The organism is Nonomuraea sp. NPDC048826 (genome assembly GCF_043198225.1).
In the GTDB taxonomy this organism is placed as follows: Bacteria; Actinomycetota; Actinomycetes; order Streptosporangiales; family Streptosporangiaceae; genus Nonomuraea.
Genome location: NZ_JBICUQ010000003.1, coordinates 70,258 through 91,143, shown reverse-complemented (window position 1 = coordinate 91,143; position 20,886 = coordinate 70,258). Strand labels below are relative to the sequence as shown.

The following is a 20,886-nucleotide window of genomic DNA, read 5'->3' as shown; positions in this document are numbered from 1 at the left end:
CGGAGACGGAGCCACGCAGGGGGCCGGCCGTCAGTCCTTCGGGACGAGGAGGTGGCTCGCTACCGCCCTGGCGGTGACGTCGAAAGCGTGTCTCGTCCGCTCGTGCGTACGCTGGGCGACGGCGACGTAGAGCACGTCCAGCACGAGCAGCTGCGAGTGGATCGCCGCGAACCCGTCAGGCCTGAACGTCGTCTCCCGGCCGGACGTGGTCAGCACCAGGTCGGCCACCTCGGCGAGCGGTGAGCGAGGATTCGAGGTCACGGCCACCGTGGTCGCGCCGTGGCCACTCGCCTCCCCCAGCACCTGGACCGCCTCACGGGTCCTGCCGCCGTGGCAGACGCCCACGGCCACGTCCCCGTACCCGAGCAGCGCCGCGTCGACGAGCGCGCGGTACGCGTCGGACCTGCCCCAGGTGGGGACGCGGATGCGCTGCAGCCTGCGCTCCAGCTCACCGGCCGCGCCGCCCGCCGCCCCGAACAGCAGCACCCGCCCGGCCCGCGCGACGGCCTCGGCCGCCTTCTCCACCGCCGCCAGGTCGAGCTGGTCGGCGGTCTCCTGCAGGAGCCGGACGTCGTTGCCCGCCACCACGCCCAGCACCTTCTCCAGGCTGTCACCGGGCAGGATCTCCCGGCCGACGTCGGCCGGGAGATCGTCCTTGCCCGTCTCGGCGGCGAGGGCGATCCGCAGCTCGGCGTACCCGCCGAAGCCGAGAGCGCGGCAGAGGCGGGTGACGGTGGCGGTGGAGGTGCCGCTGCGCCCGGCGAGATCCACGATGGTCAGGCGGGCGGTCGCGGCGGGGTTCTCCAGGATGGCGTCGGCGACCCTGCGCAGCGCGTCGGGCAGCTCGTGGCGGGCGGTCCCGATCCGGCCGAGGAGTTTCACGCGGTGATAATGACGCTCACCGCCGGCGCGTGTGGGCCGGTGGAAAAAATAAATCTTGCCCAGATCACGTTTTCGCGCCTTGTCGTAACCTGACGCTCACTTGGAGTCACCAAGGCTGCGAGAGGAGACCACGCCATGGGCGGAAAGCACGCGGGCAAGCCGAAGAAGGACGAGCCGCTCACCGACACCGGCCAGCCGGGGAAGTCGACGGACGACACCTGGCCCGGCGGGAAGGGCAAGCACACCAAAAGCGGCGAGCAGGGCGGACAGAAGAAGTGATCAGCGCACGAGACCGCGCGGAGGCGCTCATCCAGGAGTTGTCCCCCCTCGACCGCCGGGTCGCCGACGCGATGCGGGCCGTGCCCCGGCACCTGTTCGTCCCGCCTGTCGCCCTGGCGAGCTTCGACGGCGAGGACGCCCGGGTCATCGACCGCGAGGCCGATCCCCGCGACTGGTGGGACGCGGTCTACTCCGACATCCCCATCATCACGCAGCTCGACGACGGGACCACCGACCTCAGGACCGCCTCAGGCACTTCCACGTCGTCATGCTCCGCACCCGGCATCGTCGCCCGTTTCCTGGAACTGCTCGACCCGGAGCCGGGCACCCGGGTGCTGGAGATCGGCACCGGCACCGGCTGGACCGCCGCCCTGCTCAGCCACCTGGTCGGCGCGGCGAACGTCACCTCGATCGAGGTGGACCCGGTCGTCGCCGAAAGGGCGGCCAAGAACCTGAGCGAGGCCGGGTTCCAGCCACATCTCATCGTCGGCGACGGGGCGCAGGGCTGCGCCTCGCGGGGGCCGTTCGATCGCGTGCACGTCACCTGCGGGATCCGTACGGTGCCGTACGCGTGGATCTCGCAGTCCAGACCCGGAGCCGTGCTGGTGGCCCCGTACTCTCCGGGCTTCCAGAGCGACTTCCAGCTCCGCCTCGTGGTCACCCCCACCGGCGTGGCACAGGGAAGGCTCCCCGGGCTCGCGTCGTACATGCTGATGCGTTCCCAGCGTGCCGTGCCGGGCCGGCAGCCCGACGAGACGGAGAACAAACACCACCTCACCACCCGCATCGACCCCCGCACCATCGCCTGCGCCCCGGCCGGCGCCGACCTTGCCATCGGTGCCATGACCGGACTCACCGCCCACGGCAGCGACGAACCCGACGAGGACGGGGAACGCCACCGCATCTGGGTCAGCGATCCGCACGACCCGGACTCCTGGGCGGTGGCGATCTGGCGCCCGGACTCGGAGGAGTACGAGGTGGTCCAGATCGGCGACCGGCCCGTGTGGGAGGAGGTCACGGACGCCTACTTCCGGTGGGTGGACTGGGGCGAGCCCGACTACGACCGGTTCGGCATGACGATCGAGCCGGACGGGCAGCGCATCTGGCTGGACCGGCCGGAGAACCCGCTGCCCGGTCCCTCGCCGACTGGCTGCTTGTCCGGCAACTGACATGACGCCCGGTCCGGAAAGCACCGTGAGCAGGACGGCTCCGGACCGGGCGACATGGCACATGCCTATGGGCGAAGACCGTCTAGGGCAGGGTGCCGGTCGGCCACAGAACCGGCTCGCACAGCATGCTGGAAGAGGACTCACAGTTGAGCCGGGCGTCGATGACGTGGACGGCGCGGACCCGTTCGTCGCGAAGGAGCCGGCGCAGCTCGCTCGGAGCAGTGTTGTCCTCGACGTACCCGACGATGCGGCCACGTGCGGCGGCCTCCTGCACGCTGGGCAGTTGAAGCCCCACAGCGGACAGGACGCTCTGGTCGGCCGAGCGGAGCAGGGACACCCACGCGCGGAACTCCTCGAAGAGGGACAGGTCGTCACAGTTGCGCGCCACCCGCCGTTCCTCGCACGCCGGAGTTCTGTCCCAGTACAGGGGGACGTCGCCGGCCAGCCCGGAAGAGATGAGGATGTTGTCCCCACGGACTCCGTGAGCGCTCTCGTACTGTTCGGAGGTCATCGGTGTGCGTAGTTCGACGACGGCCGTCACGGCGACCCCGTTGCCCAACTGGTCGAGCAGGCCGACGCTGTCGTCGGGCTGCTTCTCCGCGCCGAGGCCCTGGAGTACCCGGCGCATCCGGGTATCGGGGAACACCGGCTTGTTGATGTCGGACGTCCCGGCGGGAGAGATCAAGGTGCTGCCACGGATGTCGCGATAGATGTCGAACGATTGGACGGAATAAGGCTCCTCCCCAGCGCGGGCCCACTGCGGCTCCGCCGCCACCCGGACAAGATGCTCATCGGCAGGGCGCTCCGGCACGCCCAGAGCGACGAAACGGAACTCGGGATTCGCGGCGGAGATCCCGTTCCTGACGACGACATAGAAGTGCTCGCGCCCCTCGCCCGCATGGACGTCGGGTCCGTCGGACTCACAGCCGGTCAGGAATGCGAGCAGCACCGCGACAGCTGCGCACTTCCATAAACTGCCGGCGCCGATCATGATGTCTCCCTCGATGGAGGAGTGTGCGGCGAGACCCACCGCACACTCTGGCCACTGCTCCTGACTAGCAGAGCCGACGGTCAGTTCCGGCGAGCGCAATTGTAGCTGTCGTCGCTGGACATATTGGACACACCCCCTGATGGGTTCATCCAGTTGCATTTCGCGGACATGCGGACAGTTTCATGGCGTGGATGCTTGACTGTCTTCCCGTTTTCCTTGGTGGTCGTATACCACTTGAAATCCAGCTTCGCCGCTATCTCGTGCTGGTAGGCGTCGAGGAAGCAGCGGTTGAGCAAGTGCTCCGCACACTCAGCATCCACGTATTCATGGTTGATGGTCACCCCATCTTCCGTGTGCGGCCACTTCTCTTTCTCCGTCCTACAGCGAGTCTCTACCTTTCCTGAGATGCTGAGGCCCACTCCGCCTTCGGCACTGGGCACAGGTTTGATGCCGAAGGTCGCCTGACCGTTGAGCTCCCCGCTGTACTCGACGTTCCTGAAACAGGCCGTGGCTGTCAGCTGCAGTTCCGAGTTTTTGCGGATGCACGTCGCAAGAGCATTCTTGTCCTTGTTGTTGGGGTAGGACCACTTCGCGCCGCTCGTCGGATACAGCCGAGCGTAGTTTCTGAAGGGGGTGATTCGCCAGTGCTTGGACGTCACGAAGAGCTCGTAATCCCAGCAGGAGGCCGACTGCATGCATTACGGGGTGATCGTGCGGATCTGCCCGTCGCGGCGAGGCTGGCGCAAGGGCAGCGTGGAGAAGACCAATCATGTCGCGGCGCAACGCTGGTACCGCACCGTGGGCGAGGAACTGTCGCCCGGCGGGGCGCAGGGCACGCTGGATGAGTGGTGCCGGCGCAGGGGCGACATCCGGATCCGGAAAATCGATGGTGGCCGGGTGAGCGTGGCCGAACTGGCCCGCCGCGAGCCGCTGGGCGCACATGAAATCACTCGGCATAATCGAACGCAATGTCCGTCAGCCGGATCCATTGCACCTTCGGATTGTCCTGGAGCTCTCGGATATCCGCCGGCGCGGCCGTCACGACGAAACCGCTCACGAGAGGATCGGTTGAGCTGTCCTGGAGTGACGGCAGATCGATGTCGAAAGCTGCGAGCGCGTCAGCGTCTTCCTCTGTCAGCGAGGCGACCCATTTCTGGAACTGACGCGTACGCAGGTTTCCCGCATCGCCGCAGTCGAAGCCCATCACTCCACAGGCACCCCCAGCCCAGGTAAGTAGCTGTGCGCGATTGTCGTCGGATCTGAGGACGACCGCGCCGATCCGGCTGTCCCACATGCGCAGGTCACGGACGAGGTCTTCCTCGGCCTGCGGGGTTCTCAGTTTCACCACTGCGGTCACAGCGACAGGCTGATCCATACCCGCCAGGATCTTTCTGGCATATCCCGAGGTACGAGCAGTCGTGTCCGCAGCATCACTGAAGGAATCTATGGCGATGGTGGTAGGCGTCTCAGCCAGAGAAGGAGCCTGGACAGTCATGTCGGAGGAGAGGTTCACCTCGGTCGAAAACCTGTGCCACTGATGATTCAAGCTCCGCATATAGGCCGCACGGGCACTGAGCGGAATCGTGATCACACCACCCTGGGGATGTATGTCGAAGTTCCTGTCCTCCATGCCGAAATAGTCAACTGTGTAACCAGGGTTCGCCAGGGCGAACGCGTTCACCAGGACCCGCCGGGCCCGACCCGGGTCGACATATCCGTCCCACGGGCCGACCACCTGCGGGATCACCATGCCGCCTACGGCAACCACAAAAAACATAACCGCCGTAAATAGAATTCCATATTTCCGATTCTTAGACATCGACCAATCTCCATAGTTGACATAAGCAAGACAGCATAACAGATTGCTGCGCTATTGGCTTTGTCGGCGACGACGCTCGGCTGGGACTCTGCCCAGTTATTTTCCGCCCTCCCGATGCATTCTTCCCCCTGCACCTGGCCGTAAGTGAGCCCTACTTCAGCACCAGCCTCACCCGCGCCGACCGCCAGACCTGCGCTCACTTCGGTCGATCTGAGGTTGTGCTCGTAACACGCACCTGCTCGCATCTCCATGGCCTTGGTCTTCTTGTCGTCGATCTCGTATGCCTTCCTCAAGAACAAAGACCGACACAGGAGGCAGAACAGATAACCCCCAGAACACTATATGACCTGTGAGGATTATGTACATCTTCACCGTTAGACCGAGAAGAGCAACTCCAGCTTGTGCCCCCATAAAAATAACGGCTAACTTCCGAGCATTGTCTCTCGACTGCATACAGCATTCCCACCTTTCAAGCCAAGCCCGCCGGCGAGCCTCCAGAGGTTGCCGGCCCGCCCTCTGCCGAAGCTTCCCAATGCTCTGATGGTTTTGTCATCGGGGTCGCGCCCAATACGGGTCACACGGCCACGCTCATCCAGGATGATGAGACGACGAGAAGAAGACGCCTGCGGTGGCGGTGTGAATCGATAGGTGCCGTCAGGAAGTCGAGTGAGCGTTCCGGCACCCGGACTGGGATGCTGTTGCGGGCTTGTCACGGCCGCAGCCAGGCGAACCACGAATTCTAAATGCTCGAACGACACCGGTGGGGCAGAGGCCGCAGTGCTGCGCTCCGGCGGTGTGTTCGCATCGCACCCCGCGACACCGAACACGAGCAGCGCACTCAACAGGACGCGTAGCTTCGCAGGCATGGGAATCTCTCGTACTCCTGTCTCGGCAAAATGCAGGTCGCCCTGTCAAGCATGCCTGGCTGACTACGCCTGGCGCCGGCCTCGGCTATTCAGCCGCCAGTTGCCAGCCGTTCTTCCGCTCCACCGGCGCCAGCAGTCCCATCACATATGCCCGCGCTTGACGGCGAGGCTCCACTCTGCCGAACCGGCCTGCCACCCGCGCGAACAGCGCGTCCAGCCCGGACACCCATATCTGCAGATCATCAGCGGTCACCACAACCCGTACCCTACAAGCAAAAGCAACAAAGTCGGGTTGTAGTACTAAGAATCACATTTGCCTGGCCCTTCGATGCCAGCACGCCTCCTCTTCTCATGCCTAATAGCCAGCCGAACGACCCAGTACGAAATCCAGAACAGCACCACAAAGCACACTATTCCGAGTACGGCCAGCAGCACCAGCAGAGAAAAACCGACCTCCATCTGAAGACCCTCCTCCACACACAACAGCTATTCATAAGCTGGATCGATTGCTTGTATGCCAGCGACCTGGATAGCGCACTGGCAGGCGTAATCATCGCTATTCAATGCCTAGCACAAAAAAGCTTAGCGACCAACAGATCCGGAGGCACTCGAATATTTCCGAGCACCTCCGGACTTCCTATTGCAGCATGGTCGAGTTCCGGTGAGACCTATGCATCAGAAACCGCATGCGCAATCAACTGACCGCGCCTGGGCCGACACCCTATCCCCTCGTTCTTTTTATGCCAGATCCATCCGACCTCTACAACGAATCTACGTTCCGTGTGACATACGATCGAATGGTCAGCCATCACGGTGTACTTCACTCCCGAAAGTTTGAACTCGGCCTTCAAGACCCCGCGGAAGTGATGCCCGAAGCGAGTCAGTGCACAATAGCCGATGAGTGGGCTCGTACTACACTCGGCAGTAACCTCAGGTTCGCTACGAACTACGGTCGTCTTGGCGTTCTCGAGATTGTTCGTCAGCTTAGTCTCGTGACACTCACCCCCGACTGCGCGACTCACGGGGAGAGAAAAGCTGAAACTGTATTCGGGCGAATTGGGCGTGGGGTCGGGGTCGGGGTCCGGATCCGGTGTGGGCGTGGGTGTCGGATCGGGGTCAGGATCGGGATCAGGATCAGTCCCCGGGTCCTCGCCCTGGGGAGCGGTCACGCAGGCGGTCATCTGCCACTTGTAGGTGCTGCCCGGCTGTACCGTGTTGGCGGGAACCTGGAAGGAGGCCCGCTCGCCGCCGTTGACCGTACGGCTGCCCAGGGGCGCGGAGCCGACGGGAGCGCCGGTGTTGTCGTACAGGTAGTACTTGGCCGTGACCGGCCCGCCGGAGGGCCGGTTGACCATGCCCGAGAGGATCGGCTGGGTCGGGTCGGCCATGCCGGTCTCGGTGTCGGAGGGGAGCACCGGGGCGTCGGAGGTGATCCGGTACGCCGGGCTCTCGTTGCACGAGGGCGGCGTCACGCCGGCGCGGCAGGCCTTCAACCACGAACTTGAAGCTGGCCTGGTTGAACGCCCGCCCGAAGGCATGGCGAACGGCGCTCACCCACGTGGCGATCGACATGCGCCAGACCTTCCGCTGCGCCATCCGCGCCGCCCTGCCCCACACGATCATCGTGGTCGACCACTTCCACCTCGTGCAGCTGGCCAACGGCAAGCTCGCCGACCTGCGCCGCCCCCTGACCTGGAAGATGCGTGAGCACCGCGGCCGAACAGGAGATCCCGAATACGACCACCGGCGGCTGCTGCGTTCCAACCGCGAAGACCTCACCGACGAGCAGATCGCCATCCTGGAACGCGACCTGACCAGGATCGGAACCTACGGCCGACACCTCCTGGCCGGCTGGCACGCCAAGGAGAAACTGCGACACCTGCTCGCCCTGGCCCGCACCAACCCCGCCCGCTCGACAATCGCCCACCGCCTGCACGCCTTCTACATCTGGTGCGCCGACCATCCCTACCTGCCCGAACTCGTCACCCTCGCCGAGACCGTCGCCTCCTGGTGGAACGAGATCGAGGCGTTCCTGCTCACCGGGATCACCAACGCCAAGAGCGAGGGCACCAACCGAGTCATCAAGCTCGAAGCCCGCTGCGCATACGGCTTCCGCAACCCGGCCAACCAGCGCCTGCGGTCACGCTGCGCGACCACACGAGGGAGCCGAAACCGTGCCATTCCCGCTTAACTTCGAAGAGCCGCGATAGCCAGATCTCAATCAGACATCGAGCAGCACATCAGTAAGCCGCACCTCCTGAACGTTCTCATCTTTGACAATTTTTTGAAGTATCGAAGGATGCGCAGTAATGACGAACCCTTCGAGCAGGCCCGCCCGGGCGTGGGCGCGTAGCTCATCAAGGTTCAGCCCGAAAGCCTGAAGACCGGCTGCGTCGTCTTCCTGAAGCAGCGAGACCCACTTCTTGAATTGTTGGGTGAGCGACGAGCTCGCAGGTTGCTCACAGTCGGAGAAGCCTCTGGAATCGCAAGTGGCACGCGACCACGATATCAGCGCGCTCCCGTTCTCAGCTTGCATATCAAAAAGTATCGTGTCAACCCAGGCGAGCAGATCCGCCGAAATATCCTCCTCGGAAATCGGCGACTTTAATCTCACAACAGCGGTGGCGAGCATGGATTCGCTAATATCGCTTAAAGCCGTACTCGTCACATCTACATCTTCGCCACCATGACTCATGGCACTTATCGCGTGCGATGTCTTGGAACCCTTTAGTTGCGGAATTAGAATCTCACCCGCGCCGCCAAGAATCATAGAAAGATCTTTACTATGCGACTGTACGGTACCCCGAACATAGGGCGAGCGCGGACTCACGATCAGCGGAATCCTTCCACTGTCAGGCTCAATTTCGGGTTCCACATTAGGCGTCTGCCAGTGATCTACGTAATGGCCTGGATGTGAAACCGCAAACGCATTGACGAGGACCAGATGCACCCGATCAGCGTTGGCATAATTTTCCCATGGCCCCGTCCTCTGCGTGATGACGACGGCGACCATAGCAGGTACAAACACCGCTAATACGATGGGTGCGAGCCAATACATCCGGCGCTTATAGACAATATGCATAATAGAGTCCTCGCGATTTTAAGCGAAAAGGGACAGGGTGAGAAGAATGGCGATGCACGCTTCTCACCCTTCGGGTCCTCCGTATCTAGTTCAGCCCGCCATACAGCGGGTCGGGTCTACCAGCGCAGCCTACTGGCTCTAATACGATGACACTGAGGATCGTCTGAAACCGGCGGACATCGCAGCGGAACGAGTGCTGCGCCTTAACTGAGTACTTCCGGCTTATCTTCTTTCCGGTTTCAGCATCCGTGTCGGCATACGAGAACCCAGCTCGAAGGACGCCGGTCATGGAGTGCGTAAGTCGATCGATATTGCAGTGACCGAGATAGGGAGTCTTGCATTCAGCGACGATTTGCGGAGCGGAAGCCACATCATGCACGACCGAAGGATGATTCTTATCGACGTTCTTCTCCCCTCGCTTCGAACATTTATCCTCTTGGTCGTGAATAAGCGTAATATCATTGCTTATCGAACTCTCAGCGCCCCCTACGCTCACTCCGGTGGTAGCTTCAGCGTGCGCCAGGTTGTGGCGGAAGCAGGATGCGGCCGTGAGCTCCAACCTACCGTCCTTGCTTCTCAGCGCACTCAGGAACTTCTTGGCGAACTTCGTGTTCCAGTACTTCTTGTTCTGCGGATACGCGAACATATAGTTCTGGAATTTATCAAGCCCCCACCTCTGCATGGGCTCAAGGTCGCCATATTGCGTTGGCCGGCTCCATGTCGACCAGATCGAGGTAAGCAGCCACCAGTTTTTTCGCCCGAGCTTCTGATTCACTTCACAGTAAATACTCAGCCCGGCGGCGGAACAACTGCCTGGCCCACCGGATCCGCCGCTTCCCCCGCATGGCTGCGCGGATGCAATGCGCTGGGTAGGCTCCACGAACCCACCCTTGGCTCCCGCGCCACATGCATCACCATGATCCGTTGAATCCTCGTATGCGGGGTTCGGCGCCTGGATGATAGTCATATTGCCGCATCGATCGAATACATGCACGGAGATCGTGGACTCGTCCGGCTCCACCACGCCAGCCGGTGCCATGCTACGCGAGCGAGCCTTTCCCACCTCCGCAGATTCTAATTCTTGGAGTGTCCACGTCCGCCTGACCTTTGCCGTCACATGAACACGACCGCTGGAACCGGGGTGGACAGCCACCTCACTGAGGGTGACAACCGAGGCCGTGCGGACACGTCCGCTCAGCTCGAGATCCTCGCGCGACTCGATCAATTGCGCGTTCAGCAGGGACAGCTTGGCTGTACTAGGCGCATCGGAAGCCACACCTGGGACGTCCCATATGCTTTCTGCTCGTCCCTCTAGGACGACATCCTGTGATTCGTAATACTTCTTCACTCTGTCGATGTATACCTCGGCACCCGATCCTGACATCGACCTAGCCGAGTTATCAGCGGCTGCGGAACTGGCACCGAATTCCAGAACGCACGATGCAGTCGGATCCTGCGCAGGGGGGGAACCGGTTGCGGAGTAACGGTAGCAGCCTCCCAGTCACTAGTACCGTAGACCGTCTTGGAGCGGACCCGTATCGTATACGTTTCGCCATTGACCAGCCCTCCGACCGCTGCGAACGCCTCCTTTACTTCCATCGTCTTTGTTGCTACTCCGGCAGAGTCCACGATCTCCAAGTCGTAGCCATCCAGCATCGCGAAACTTCCATTACTTTCAGGAAGCCCCCAACTGACCACAGCGCTTCCGTCTCCCGGGGAGATTGAAAGATTGAGGACCTCGCTGGGAGGCCCGGCCATGAGATAAGTCAGTTCGACAGAAGGTTGTTCGCCCGCAGCTAGATCACCGAATAGCACGACCATATCGGAGTCGGACGTCAGCATCAGCCACTGGTATTCGCTTCCCGCGATATCCGCTTGCGGATCACTCAGGGGCAGAGAGTACGGAGTAACACTGTCGTCGATATCCGTCGCCAGATCCGGCCCTTGAGTTTCTCCGGTGACTGGACTCTTCAACGGTGTCACCATGATCGACGCATCCGAGGAGCATGTGCCGGCCGGGCATACAGGCGTTCCCAGTTTAAGAATGGCGTCCGACACAGTCGCTCCATCAGGAAGCTCGTCCAGCTTGAACCCCAGAGCTGTTGCCGTTTTATCTGCTGCCGTACCGCCCATCTGCATGACGGTTGAATCGGTCACCGTGCACGAATCACCGTTGCAAGCGGTCGGATCGGTCTTGACAGTCTTGATAACGAAGCTGTCTTTACCCAGCGTGAGCTGCCGGACATCTTCCTCTGGGTCTGTTGGCGGCGTGCCGGGCGTGGTGAAGTTGAGTGGCGCCGTCTTGGGCGTGCAGACCTCTCCGCCATCACCCGCCGTCGTCGCTGCGGTGCGCTTCATGACAGCCGCCGCGACAGTGCTCGTACCTCCAAGGGGGGTACTCATGTCGGCAGTGATTTCGGCGGCCGTCTGCGCACGGTTGTAGACGCGGACTTCGTCGATGACGCCGTCGAAGAGTTCGCCGTAGATGGTGTTGCCACCGATGTGGAAGTCGCCGCCGTCGTCCCGTAGGGCGCCGGACGCGGACTCCTCACCCACCTGGGCGCCGTTGAGGTAGAGGCGAGCCTTGCTGCCGTCGTAGGTGACGGCGAGGTGCCTCCAGGTGTTCACCGGAAGCGAGTCCGTGCCATCCACCCGGACCGGCTCGTTCTCCGTCGTCAGCCAGCCGGTAGGAGTGAAACCGCTGGAGGCGTACAGGGCGTAGGAGAGGTCGTCGAACGTGGCGAGGTCCTTGCCCATGACGGTGTACCAGTTGTCCACGCTCGACGGCTTCACCCAGGCCGAGAGCGTCAAACCGGTGTCCAGCCGAAGAGACGGGCTGTCCTCGACGGTGACCAGGCTGAAGATGCCGTCGAAGGACAGGGCCTTGCCGTATTTGCCGTTGACCCACGAGGTGTCGATGGCGATGCCGTCGTTGGTGCCTGTCGCGTCGTTGACGGTGGTGCCGCTGCCTTCGTTCATGCCGTAGGCGGCGACCAGGCCCGACGGTGTGGGTGTTGGAGTGGGCGTGGGATCGGGGTCCGGATCCGGTGTGGGCGTGGGTGTCGGGTCGGGGTCAGGGTCGGGATCAGTCCCCGGGTCCTCGCCCTGGGGAGCGGTCACACAGGCGGTCATCTGCCACTTGTAGGTGCTGCCCGGCTGTACCGTATTGGCCGGAACCTGGAAAGAGGCCCGCTCGCCGCCGTTGACCGTACGACTGCCCAGGGGCGCGGAGCCGACGGGAGCGCCGGTGTTGTCGTACAGGTAGTACTTGGCCGTGACCGGCCCGCCGGAGGGCCGGTTGACCATGCCCGAGAGGATCGGCTGGGTCGGGTCGGCCATGCCGGTGTCGGTGTCCGAGGGCAGCACCGGGGCGTCGGAGGTGATCCGGTACGCCGGGCTCTCGTTGCACGAGGGCGGCGTCACGCCGGCGCGGCAGGCCTTCACCACGAACTTGAAGCTGGCCGGGTTGTCCAGCGTGAAGACCTTGTCCAGCACCTGCCCCGACGGGATGTTGTTGTGGGAGGTGGTGCCGGGCACGCCGACCAAGGCACGCAGCTCGTTCGCGCTGAGCGCCCGCTGGTAGACGTGGATGTCGTCCACGGATCCCTTCAGGCTTCCGCCGAGGACGCGTGCACGGCCGATCTCGAAGGCGCCCCGGGCGTTCCAGCTCACGGTGTGGTCCCGCTCGCCGGCCAGCACGCCGTCCACATACAGGCAGATCTTGCCTGCGTCCTTGTCGTACTGGGCGGCCACGTGCGTCCACTCGCCGATCTTGGCCAGATGCTCCGACTGGATGACGGTCTCGTGAATGCTGTCCGGGATGTCCTGGTTGATCATGGACAGCGTCCAGCGCTGATCGTACTCCGGAGCCGTGGACGTCTGATAGGAAAGCGCGAACCCAGGCAAATTGGTGCCCATCTGGGACAGTACGGTCTGCTCTTGCGTGCTGTTGTCCAGGCGCACCCAGGCGCTCGCCGTGAAGCTCTGGTTGGTGTTGATGACCGGGCCGCTGGTCGCGGCGTGGCCTCCGGTGAAGTTCACCGCCTGCCCGAGCTGACCCGGGGTGCGGGTGTGCGCGCCGGTCAGGGTGGCGTTGCGGTTGTTGCCCGAAGAGTCGGTCACGGCCGTGCCGGAGGTCTCGTCCAGTTTCCAGTACGCGGCCTCACCCCCGGGCAGTTCGGCGGCCGGTGGGGCCATGGTGGAGTCGTTGACCGTCACCGTGTAGTTCAGCGGCGTCGCCTCGGGCACGCTGGACTTGTAGGTCACCTTGACGTTGGTGCTGCGGGCGATCGCGTCGTTGCCGTCCATCGAGTCGATGGACTCGGCGGTCACGGTGGGGATCGCCGGCGGCAGCACCCAGTCCACGCTCAGCTTCGGCAGCACGCCCTGATTGAACAACTGCGGCCAGAACAGGAAGTCCTCGCCGTAGTTGAGCGGGGTCGAGCTCTCCTGGGTGAGCTTGAGCAGCAGACCGTGGTTGGGCGTGCCCGTGGCCCACAGTCGCGTCATCGTGGTCAGGTTCCAGCTCCAGATCGCCCCGCTGGTGCCGGGCAGCACGCACGGGTCGATCGAGGCGCGGCCTTCCTCGGTGCTGGTGGGCTGGTTGCCCCAGTAGGTGTCGTCGGCCACCCAGGACTCGGTGATCCGCTGGGCGGCGATGCCCTGGAACTCGCTGCAGTTGAACACGTCCTCGCGCAGCTGCAGCTGCATGGTGGCGTTGGTCACCTGTTTCCCGGCGATCGGGGCGGTGTCGAACGCCATCAGGGTGCGGGTGGCCTGCTCGGTGCCGGAGTATCTCGACCTGCCCACCGCGCCCGGTGAGCGCTGACCGTCCGGCGCTCTTCAGGTTGAGCCCGCCCGCCTTGGTCACCGAGAGCTCAAGACCCTTGGCCTCGACCGGGATGCGAAACTCCACCGGGGCGGTGGGGCGCTCGCGCAGCACGATGTCGTGCCGGAACCCGGTCGCGAGCGCCGTCACGACCAGATCCCCCGCCGGGTCGGCGACGCCCGGGTAGGTCGCGACGTTGCCCTTGATCGTCGGCTTCGGCAGCGCCGTCGGCCAGGAAAGGCCGAACGAGCGACTCCGGTCGAGGACCATGGTCGCGAACGGGCCGGAACCGCCCGTCGACAGGCGCACTCTCGACTTGGCCAGCTTGGGCCGCAGCACGCCGTTCTGCTCGATCAGCGAGGGGTCGATCCATGCCCAGGAGCCGTCGCCCTGCCTGAGCTGGGTCGGGCCTGAGTAGGACTCGGTGGTGAGATGTCCGTCCGGGTACGCCCACGTACGGGAGGTCTCGGTGAAAGCGTCCTCTACGGCGACCGGCTTGTTCTGTTTGCGCGCTTCTTCCACTTGCCTAACTCGTCCACAAACAACCTCAATCAGAGTGAGTTTGGCTTGTCGGCCCTGATCATCAGCTTGTTGATCACTGTCAGCAATATGACATAGATCACAATAAAATGGCCATAAAATGTGTAACCTTCGCGGACTGAAACCCGAAACCTCACGGGAATATCTCACCTAGTGACTGGTAATTCGAATTTCCTATTATGGGCAGTGCTCACTCAAATAGCACAGTACGATCACAGTCTGTGGCGATAATTACGGAAAACGCATTGGCCATGTACGGAAACGGGATTATGCGCGCAGCACGGTGACCTGCCGGCCGGACGGCGTGACGGCCTGCTCGAACGCGCCGCGTTCCTTCCAGGGCGGGGCCTCGGGCCGCCGGTCGAAGATCACCAGGACGCCGGTGGTGAGGGTGAGCCGGTCCAGGTAGCCGTCGAGCTGGGCGAGCCCCTCGGCCAGCGGGTCGTCCTTGCCGGCCCGCCAGACCTTCAGCTCCATCGCCTCGCGCTGGATCAGGCGTTCGCCGTCGGGGCCGGTGTAGGGCCAGCGGACCAGCACGTCCAGGCGCTTGGTCCCGGCGGCGTACTCGCGGTCGAGCTGCCCGCCGCCGTTGACCAGCCGGTGCAGGAAGGCCATCAGGATGATCTGGCAGGCCGCCTCGTGGTAGTTCTCCTGGCGGATGAGGACCTCGCCGTGCTCGCGCCAGAACACCACGAACTCCCGGAGCAGCCGGGGCAGGTCGAACCGGCCGTCGGGAAGCACGAAGCTCCGCGGATCGGCCTTGACGAACCGCTCCGCTCGATCGCCCAGTACCCGCAGCAGGACCTCCCGGTAGATCGGGTTGGCGATCTCCAGGTCTCTGGTGCTCCGGATCAGGCCCAGGTCGTGCACGTAGGAGACGTCGTCGTCGAAGGCCACGTCCGTGCCCGGCCACGCTCCGGCCACGATCAGCTCGATCACCCGCTTGACCCGCGGCTCGTGCAACCGCGCCACCAGCGCGTCGAGGTGGATCTCCCGCGCCCGGATCAGCCGCTCCTTGGCCGTCTCCACCTGAGCGGCGGTGACGGCATCGGTCACCCCCATCTTGACGGTGATCTCGTGGGCCAAGGCGTTGACCAGCCACGGCTGGCCCTGGGTCAGCTCGAAGACCCGGTCGACCGCGTCCTTGGTGAACTCCTGCCCGGTCGCCTCGGTGTGCTGACCATACAGCTCGCCGATCTGATCGGCGGAGAAGTCACCCAGGCGCAGCGACTCGGCGACGATGTTGAACGGGCTCGCCGCGTTGAACCGGCCGGGGTCGCCGCCACAGGCGACCTTGTAGTCGCGCAGGTCACGCAGCCCGCACAGCACCACGGACGCCGGGAACGGGCGCCCTGTGGGCCGGGCGTTGTGGCCGTCGCGGAGCTGGCTGAGGATGCTGACCAGGCTGTTGCCCTGCAGGGCGTCGATCTCGTCGAGGAACAACACCACCCGGCGTGGGCTGCGGTGGCACCATTCGGTCAGCGCCGAATCGAACCGGGTGCCCGGCGGCGCCTGCGGCGGCGGGTCTGGCGGCAGCAGTTCCTCCGGCCAGCCCGACCAATCAGCGGCCTGACGGAGGGCCCTCAGCAAAATCTCCTCAGCAACCGCGTAGTCGTCACCGGCAGCCTTGGCTCGCTCGCAGGAGAACAGCAGAGCGGCAGTATCGCTCTCGGCCGTGATTTCGGCAGCCAGGGCTTCCAGCGCGGTCGTCTTGCCGGTCTGCCGGGGTGCGTGGACCACGAAGTAGCGGTCCATGTCGACCAGCGTCCGCGCCTCGGGAAGCCGCGGCGTGGGAGGCAGCATGTAGTGGCGCTGGGGATCACACGGCCCGGTGGTGTTGAAGTACTTGGCTCGGGGCGAACGCATGGTCACATGATGTCATTTTCACTTTGCGCTGAGTAAGGAATCATCGGTCATTCGCACGGCGAACAGGTCACGTCCACACACCATGCTGGAGGACGTCGCACCACCTGAGCCTGGACGGGGCGCTCTGGCAAGCCGGGCGGAGCAGGACGACCCGCGCGTGGAAGAGGGACAGATCCGGCTGCCGGCCATGATCAGGACCCGGCTACGTCACGCCTTACGAGCTTGGCGGGCCCGTGTCCCGGTGGAGGTACTCGACCAGGGCGGCCAGTTCTCGATCGCCGCTGATGTCGGCAAGAGTCTGGCGGAGGACGTTGACATAGGTTGTGCGTGCCGCGGTGACGACTTCGCGGCCGCGATCGGTGATCTGGGTGTAGACCCCGCGCCGGTCGGTCGGGCAGTGGAAACGTTCGGTCAGGCTCATCCGCTCAAGCCTGGCGACCAGGCGGCTGACCGAACTCTGCTGGAGCGGGATCGCGTCGGCCAGGACTTGCTGGCGCAGGTGACCGCCGTCGTCGGAGTAGGCCAGCGCCGCGAGGGCGGTGTACTCGGAGACGGACAGGCCGTGCTCGTTCTGCAGGGCACGGTCCAGTGCCTCCTGGACGGTGACTTCCAGCCGTCTCAACGCCTGCCAACGGCTTTCGAGGTCCGACGGCAGTTCGATGCGCGGGACGCGTCCGGTGACCTGCGGCATTGTTCATCCTCCCTGGAGGGATCAGTTTGACACGAATTCCATGCTTATGCAATCTATGCATAAGCATATGTTGTACGTACATGGAGGGCTCATGCGTGTCTTCGTCACCGGCGCCACCGGATACATCGGCGGCTCCGTCGCCGACCGGCTGCTGCGGACCGGCCACCAGGTCACCGGCCTGGCCCGCAGCCCCGAGAAGGCGCGGATGCTCGAACGCCTGGGCGTGACCCCGGTCCTGGGGACCCTGGAGGATCAGGGCCTTCTCGCCGAGCAGGCGCGGGCCGCCGACGCTGTCGTCAACGCCGCCGACAGCGACCACCGAGGTGCCGTGGAAGCGCTGGTGGAGGCGCTCGCGGGCTCGGGCAAGCCGCTGCTGCACACCAGCGGGTCGAGCATCGTGGGCACCGATTCCCGAGGAGAGCCGTCCGGCGAGATCTTCGGGGAGGAGATTTTCGATGCGGAGTCGTCGTGGCGGCCGGCCGATGACAAGGAAGCCCGGGTGGCGATCGACCGGTATGTTCTGGCCGCCTCCAGCCGAAAGATCCGGTCGGTGGTCTTGTGCAACACCCTGATCTACGGCCACGGTCGTGGGCTGAGCCGCGACAGCGTGCAGATCCCCGCCCTGGCCCGGCAGGCGCACAAGAGCGGGACCGTCCGCAGGATCGGGGCCGGCCGCAACATCTGGTCGAACGTCCACCTCGACGACGTGGCCGATCTCTATCTGCTCGCGCTCGACGCGGCCCCCGCCGGGTCGTTCTACTTCGTGGAGAACGGTGAGGCGTCGTTCGCCGACATCACCGCCGCCATCGCCGAGGCGCTGGGCCTGGGATCCGCCGAGGCCTGGAACATCAACGCCGCGATCCACGAGTGGGGCTACGAGGCCGCCGTCTTCGCACTCGGCTCCAACAGCCGGGTCCGAGGCGAGCGCGCCCGCGCCCAACTCGGCTGGCGACCTCGCCACACCTCTGTACTGGACTGGATCAAGAACGAGCTCACCAAGGACTGAGATCAGTCAGGTGCGCATGTGGTCTGCCCGCGATCGGCCCCGACGAGCAAGGGGCACGGCCCCCGGGGCACCCTGTTCGACTTTCCAGCCGACCCGGAGAGTCATTCGACCGAGCGTCGCCGGGTCACCATGACGGCCCAAGCGGCCCCCGGAGGCGCCTGCACCTGGATTTCATAAGTCTTCAGCCGCTTCGGCGGATAGTCGTCGACGAAATAAGCGGTGGAGCCGGCGGCACATGGGCGGACGAAGTTACAGACCTTGTCTCCCCTGAGGACCAGATCGCGCTCCGCCCCCACACAATCCACCGCGACTAGATAAGCGGCGCCGAGTCTCACGTGCGCCTTCCAGAAAGAACGCTCTCCTTTTCTGTCGACGTAGACAGCGCGATCTTGCCCTTGACCAGTTTCTTCAGTCGATGGCTTATCGACCAGCCCGCCGTCCACCCCCGCGGCGAACGCGATCGGCCGACGCTAGCGAAGGCAGACGATCTTGGGCAATGCTGGCACCATTCGGACTGCACTACTTCACGGGGCTTGTCCCGTTCTGTAAGACAGAGGTGCGATCATCCGACTGGCGAGGTGGCCGATGGACCTACGGCACATCAGGTACGCGATCACGATCGCCCGCGCCGGCAGCCTGCGCCGGGCCGCGGCCGTGCTGCACATCGCCCAGCCCACGCTGTCGGAGCAGCTGCGGGCGCTGGAGAAGGAGATCGGGGTGGAGTTGTTCACCCGGTCCTCCAGCGGGGTCCAGCTCACCGAGGCCGGGGAGGCCTTCCTGGCGCAGGCGACGGTGGCGGTGGAGGCGTTCGAGCGGGCGGTGACGGCCGCCCGCCGCACGGATCAGTGCACCCGGCTGGGGGTGGCGGACGGGCTGAGCGACGTGGTGGCGCGCCTGCTGTCACCGTTGCCGGACGCGCGGCTGCGGGTGGCGCCGATGGGGACGGCCGAGCAGATCGTCTCGTTGATGGACGGAACGCTCCAGGCCGGGCTCGGGTACGCGCCGGGTTCGCTGCCGCGTGGGGTGGCGCGGATGCTCGTGCATCGCTCCCCCGTACGGGCGCTGCTCCTTCGCGATCACCGGCTCGCCGGGCGGGAGCGGTTGCCGCTGGCGGAGCTGGCGGGGGAGCCGCTGGTGATGCCGGAGTCGGAGGCGGTGGCGGGGGCCCGGCGTTTCCTGGAGGCGTTCGTGCGGCACCGGCTGCATCCCCGGCTGGGCGCATCGGCGGCGACGCACGAGCTGGTGGTCGAGATGGTGGCCGACGGCGCCGGTTACACCCTGTGTGTGCGGGAAGGGACTCCGGTGCCGGAGTCACTGGCGTTCGTGCCTATCGTGGAAGACGTGCCGCCGATCGAGGTGGTCCTGTTGTGGAACCGGCAGGCCGACGTGCAGGATCTTCTCAGTGCGGCGCGCCATCTGGCACGGCATGGATAGTGCTACTATCCAATAGATGCGGATGTCCGAGCTGAGCGCCAGATCCGGCGTCGCCATTCCCACCATCAAGTACTACCTGCGCGAGGGCCTGCTCCACCAGGGCGAGCAGGTGGCCACCACCCGCGCCGAGTACGACAGCTCCCACCTGCGCAGACTCTCGCTGATCAGGGCCCTGGTGGAGGTGGGCAGGCTGCCGATCGCGGCCGTCAAGAAGGTGGTGGCCGCGATCGAGGACGAGTCGCTGCCCTTCCACCACATGCTGGGCACCGCCCACTACGCGCTGACCCCCCAGGTCGAGCCGGAGCAGACGCCCGAGTGGGACGCAGCCAAGGCCGAGGTGGACGCGCTCATCGCCGACCTCGGCTGGCAGGTGGACCCCACGGCCCCGTCCAGGAACGAGCTGACCCAGACCATCGCGAGGATGCGCCGGCTCGGCATGGGCGACGACATCCGCACGTACGCCGAGACGGCGGAGCGGTTGGTGCGGGAGGTGGAGCTGGACGCCATCCCGCTGAGCGACGATCGCGACGCCGCCGTCGAGGCGCTGGTGCTCGGCACGGTCCTGTACGGGCGAGCGCTGGAGGCGCTGCGCCGCCTCGCCCAGGAGTCGGAGTCGGCCCGCCGCTTCGCCTCGGGAGAGCCCGATCAGCCCAGGTGAGGCGCGCGGGCGGCCGAGGAGCCCTCGCGGACCAGTTCGCCCGTCAGATTGCCGTTGGCCGCCGAGCCGAGGAAGACCACCAGTCTGGCCACGTCCTCCGGATCCGACAGCCGCCGGGTCGGCACCCCGGCCGCCAGCTTGTCGATGATCGCCCGCGGGAACCCCGGAGCCCGCTCGGTGAGCGTGAACCCGGGCGCGACGACGTTGACCAGGATGCCGTCACGGCCGCCCTCCCAGGCCAGCGCGCGGGCCAAGCCGTGCAGCCCCGCCTTCGCGGCTCCGTACGGTCCGGGACCCGGCAGGCCGTCCTCGGCCACGCTGGAGGAGATCAGCACGACGCGGCCCCACCCGCGGGCACGCATGCCGGGCAGCACGGCACGGACGGTGGCGGCGGCGCCCACCAGGTTGGCGTCGACCATGGTCAGCCACGCCGACATCGGCACGTCCTCGAACCGGGTCGTAGGGTCGGGCGCGTCGGCGCCCCAGTGGACCGCGTTGGCCACCAGCACGTCGACCCGCCCCCAGCGGGCCAGCACGTCGTCCACCGCGCGCCGCGCCGAGGGCAGGTCCCGCAGGTCCATGGGGGTCAGGAACGGCTCACCGCCCGCCGCCGTGATCGCCGCCGCGACCTCGCGGGCCTTGTCCTCCCTCCGGTGGTACGTGATCGCGATCTTCGCTCCCTCCCCGGCGAACGCCACGGCGGTGGCGGCGCCGATGCCGCTCGACCCTCCGGTGACCATGACGACACGCTCTCGCAGGCCGGTGTCCATGCCCG

General features: G+C 65.0%; 18 protein-coding genes and 1 pseudogene. 6 read left to right on the top strand and 13 right to left on the bottom strand.

What is annotated here, in order from left to right; genetic code table 11:
• Positions 1-30 precede the first annotated feature (30 nt).
• The gene (locus ACGFI7_RS10975) at positions 31-882 is read right to left on the bottom strand and encodes a MurR/RpiR family transcriptional regulator (protein ID WP_393402114.1); all 852 of its coding nucleotides are present in this window, start codon (positions 880-882) and stop codon (positions 31-33) included.
• A 135-nt stretch (positions 883-1,017) separates the two neighbouring features.
• Here ACGFI7_RS10975 and ACGFI7_RS10970 point away from each other — a divergent pair, with 135 nt between their 5' ends.
• Complete coding sequence (locus tag ACGFI7_RS10970) at positions 1,018-1,161, top strand: hypothetical protein (RefSeq protein WP_393402111.1); 144 nt, start codon at positions 1,018-1,020, stop codon at positions 1,159-1,161.
• Positions 1,158-2,330, top strand: a complete 1,173-nt coding sequence (locus tag ACGFI7_RS10965; protein WP_393402109.1) for a methyltransferase domain-containing protein — start codon at positions 1,158-1,160, stop codon at positions 2,328-2,330. The genes ACGFI7_RS10970 and ACGFI7_RS10965 overlap by 4 nt, the downstream gene beginning before the upstream one ends.
• A gap of 82 nt (positions 2,331-2,412) precedes the next feature.
• On the opposite strand, the gene ACGFI7_RS10960 is transcribed toward ACGFI7_RS10965, so the two are convergent.
• The 5 genes and pseudogenes from ACGFI7_RS10960 to ACGFI7_RS10940 all read right to left on the bottom strand — a co-directional run bounded on the left by ACGFI7_RS10960 (position 2,413) and on the right by ACGFI7_RS10940 (position 7,499).
• A complete protein-coding gene (locus ACGFI7_RS10960) occupies positions 2,413-3,321 on the bottom strand; it encodes a hypothetical protein (RefSeq protein ID WP_393402107.1) in 909 nt (302 codons plus the stop codon).
• A gap of 80 nt (positions 3,322-3,401) precedes the next feature.
• Complete coding sequence (locus ACGFI7_RS10955) at positions 3,402-3,980, bottom strand: hypothetical protein (protein WP_393402105.1); 579 nt, start codon at positions 3,978-3,980, stop codon at positions 3,402-3,404.
• 287 nt (positions 3,981-4,267) lie between these two features.
• Positions 4,268-5,140: a hypothetical protein gene (locus ACGFI7_RS10950; RefSeq protein WP_393402103.1), complete on the bottom strand. Its 873-nt coding sequence runs from the start codon at positions 5,138-5,140 to the stop codon at positions 4,268-4,270.
• A 960-nt stretch (positions 5,141-6,100) separates the two neighbouring features.
• Positions 6,101-6,262 (bottom strand): annotated as a pseudogene (locus ACGFI7_RS10945) (IS701 family transposase); the annotation flags it as partial.
• Positions 6,263-6,674: 412 nt separating this feature from the next.
• Complete coding sequence (locus ACGFI7_RS10940) at positions 6,675-7,499, bottom strand: hypothetical protein (RefSeq protein WP_393402100.1); 825 nt, start codon at positions 7,497-7,499, stop codon at positions 6,675-6,677.
• 23 nt (positions 7,500-7,522) lie between these two features.
• Here ACGFI7_RS10940 and ACGFI7_RS10935 point away from each other — a divergent pair, with 23 nt between their 5' ends.
• On the top strand, positions 7,523-8,197 hold the full coding sequence (locus ACGFI7_RS10935; protein ID WP_393402098.1) for a transposase: 675 nt from the start codon (positions 7,523-7,525) through the stop codon (positions 8,195-8,197).
• A gap of 30 nt (positions 8,198-8,227) precedes the next feature.
• Here the strand turns inward: ACGFI7_RS10935 and ACGFI7_RS10930 are convergent, their stop codons facing one another.
• The 5 genes from ACGFI7_RS10930 to ACGFI7_RS10910 all read right to left on the bottom strand — a co-directional run bounded on the left by ACGFI7_RS10930 (position 8,228) and on the right by ACGFI7_RS10910 (position 17,013).
• Positions 8,228-9,088: a hypothetical protein gene (locus ACGFI7_RS10930; protein WP_393402095.1), complete on the bottom strand. Its 861-nt coding sequence runs from the start codon at positions 9,086-9,088 to the stop codon at positions 8,228-8,230.
• An 85-nt stretch (positions 9,089-9,173) separates the two neighbouring features.
• Positions 9,174-10,436 (bottom strand): hypothetical protein, encoded by a 1,263-nt coding sequence (locus tag ACGFI7_RS10925; protein ID WP_393402092.1) that lies wholly within the window; start codon positions 10,434-10,436, stop codon positions 9,174-9,176.
• Positions 10,433-13,849 (bottom strand): LamG-like jellyroll fold domain-containing protein, encoded by a 3,417-nt coding sequence (locus ACGFI7_RS10920; RefSeq protein ID WP_393402090.1) that lies wholly within the window; start codon positions 13,847-13,849, stop codon positions 10,433-10,435. Before ACGFI7_RS10920 ends, ACGFI7_RS10925 begins: the two co-directional genes overlap by 4 nt.
• 874 nt (positions 13,850-14,723) lie before the next feature.
• The gene (locus tag ACGFI7_RS10915) at positions 14,724-16,322 is read right to left on the bottom strand and encodes an AAA family ATPase (protein WP_393402088.1); all 1,599 of its coding nucleotides are present in this window, start codon (positions 16,320-16,322) and stop codon (positions 14,724-14,726) included.
• 214 nt (positions 16,323-16,536) lie between these two features.
• A complete protein-coding gene (locus tag ACGFI7_RS10910; RefSeq protein ID WP_393402085.1) occupies positions 16,537-17,013 on the bottom strand; it encodes a MarR family winged helix-turn-helix transcriptional regulator in 477 nt (158 codons plus the stop codon).
• Positions 17,014-17,104: 91 nt separating this feature from the next.
• On the opposite strand from ACGFI7_RS10910, the gene ACGFI7_RS10905 reads away from it, so the two are divergent.
• Complete coding sequence (locus tag ACGFI7_RS10905) at positions 17,105-18,019, top strand: NAD-dependent epimerase/dehydratase family protein (RefSeq protein ID WP_393402083.1); 915 nt, start codon at positions 17,105-17,107, stop codon at positions 18,017-18,019.
• A 101-nt stretch (positions 18,020-18,120) separates the two neighbouring features.
• Here the strand turns inward: ACGFI7_RS10905 and ACGFI7_RS10900 are convergent, their stop codons facing one another.
• The gene (locus tag ACGFI7_RS10900; RefSeq protein WP_393402080.1) at positions 18,121-18,462 is read right to left on the bottom strand and encodes a hypothetical protein; all 342 of its coding nucleotides are present in this window, start codon (positions 18,460-18,462) and stop codon (positions 18,121-18,123) included.
• Positions 18,463-18,604: 142 nt separating this feature from the next.
• On the opposite strand from ACGFI7_RS10900, the gene ACGFI7_RS10895 reads away from it, so the two are divergent.
• Positions 18,605-19,453, top strand: coding sequence for a LysR family transcriptional regulator (locus ACGFI7_RS10895; RefSeq protein ID WP_393402077.1), 849 nt, complete (start codon positions 18,605-18,607; stop codon positions 19,451-19,453).
• A 16-nt stretch (positions 19,454-19,469) separates the two neighbouring features.
• Positions 19,470-20,111, top strand: a complete 642-nt coding sequence (locus ACGFI7_RS10890) for a MerR family transcriptional regulator (RefSeq protein WP_393402074.1) — start codon at positions 19,470-19,472, stop codon at positions 20,109-20,111.
• Here the strand turns inward: ACGFI7_RS10890 and ACGFI7_RS10885 are convergent.
• Entirely contained in the window at positions 20,099-20,881 is a 783-nt protein-coding gene (locus ACGFI7_RS10885) for an SDR family NAD(P)-dependent oxidoreductase (protein ID WP_393402071.1), read from the bottom strand. The two genes, ACGFI7_RS10890 and ACGFI7_RS10885, sit on opposite strands and share 13 nt — an antisense overlap.
• Between the last annotated feature and the right edge of the window lie 5 nt (positions 20,882-20,886).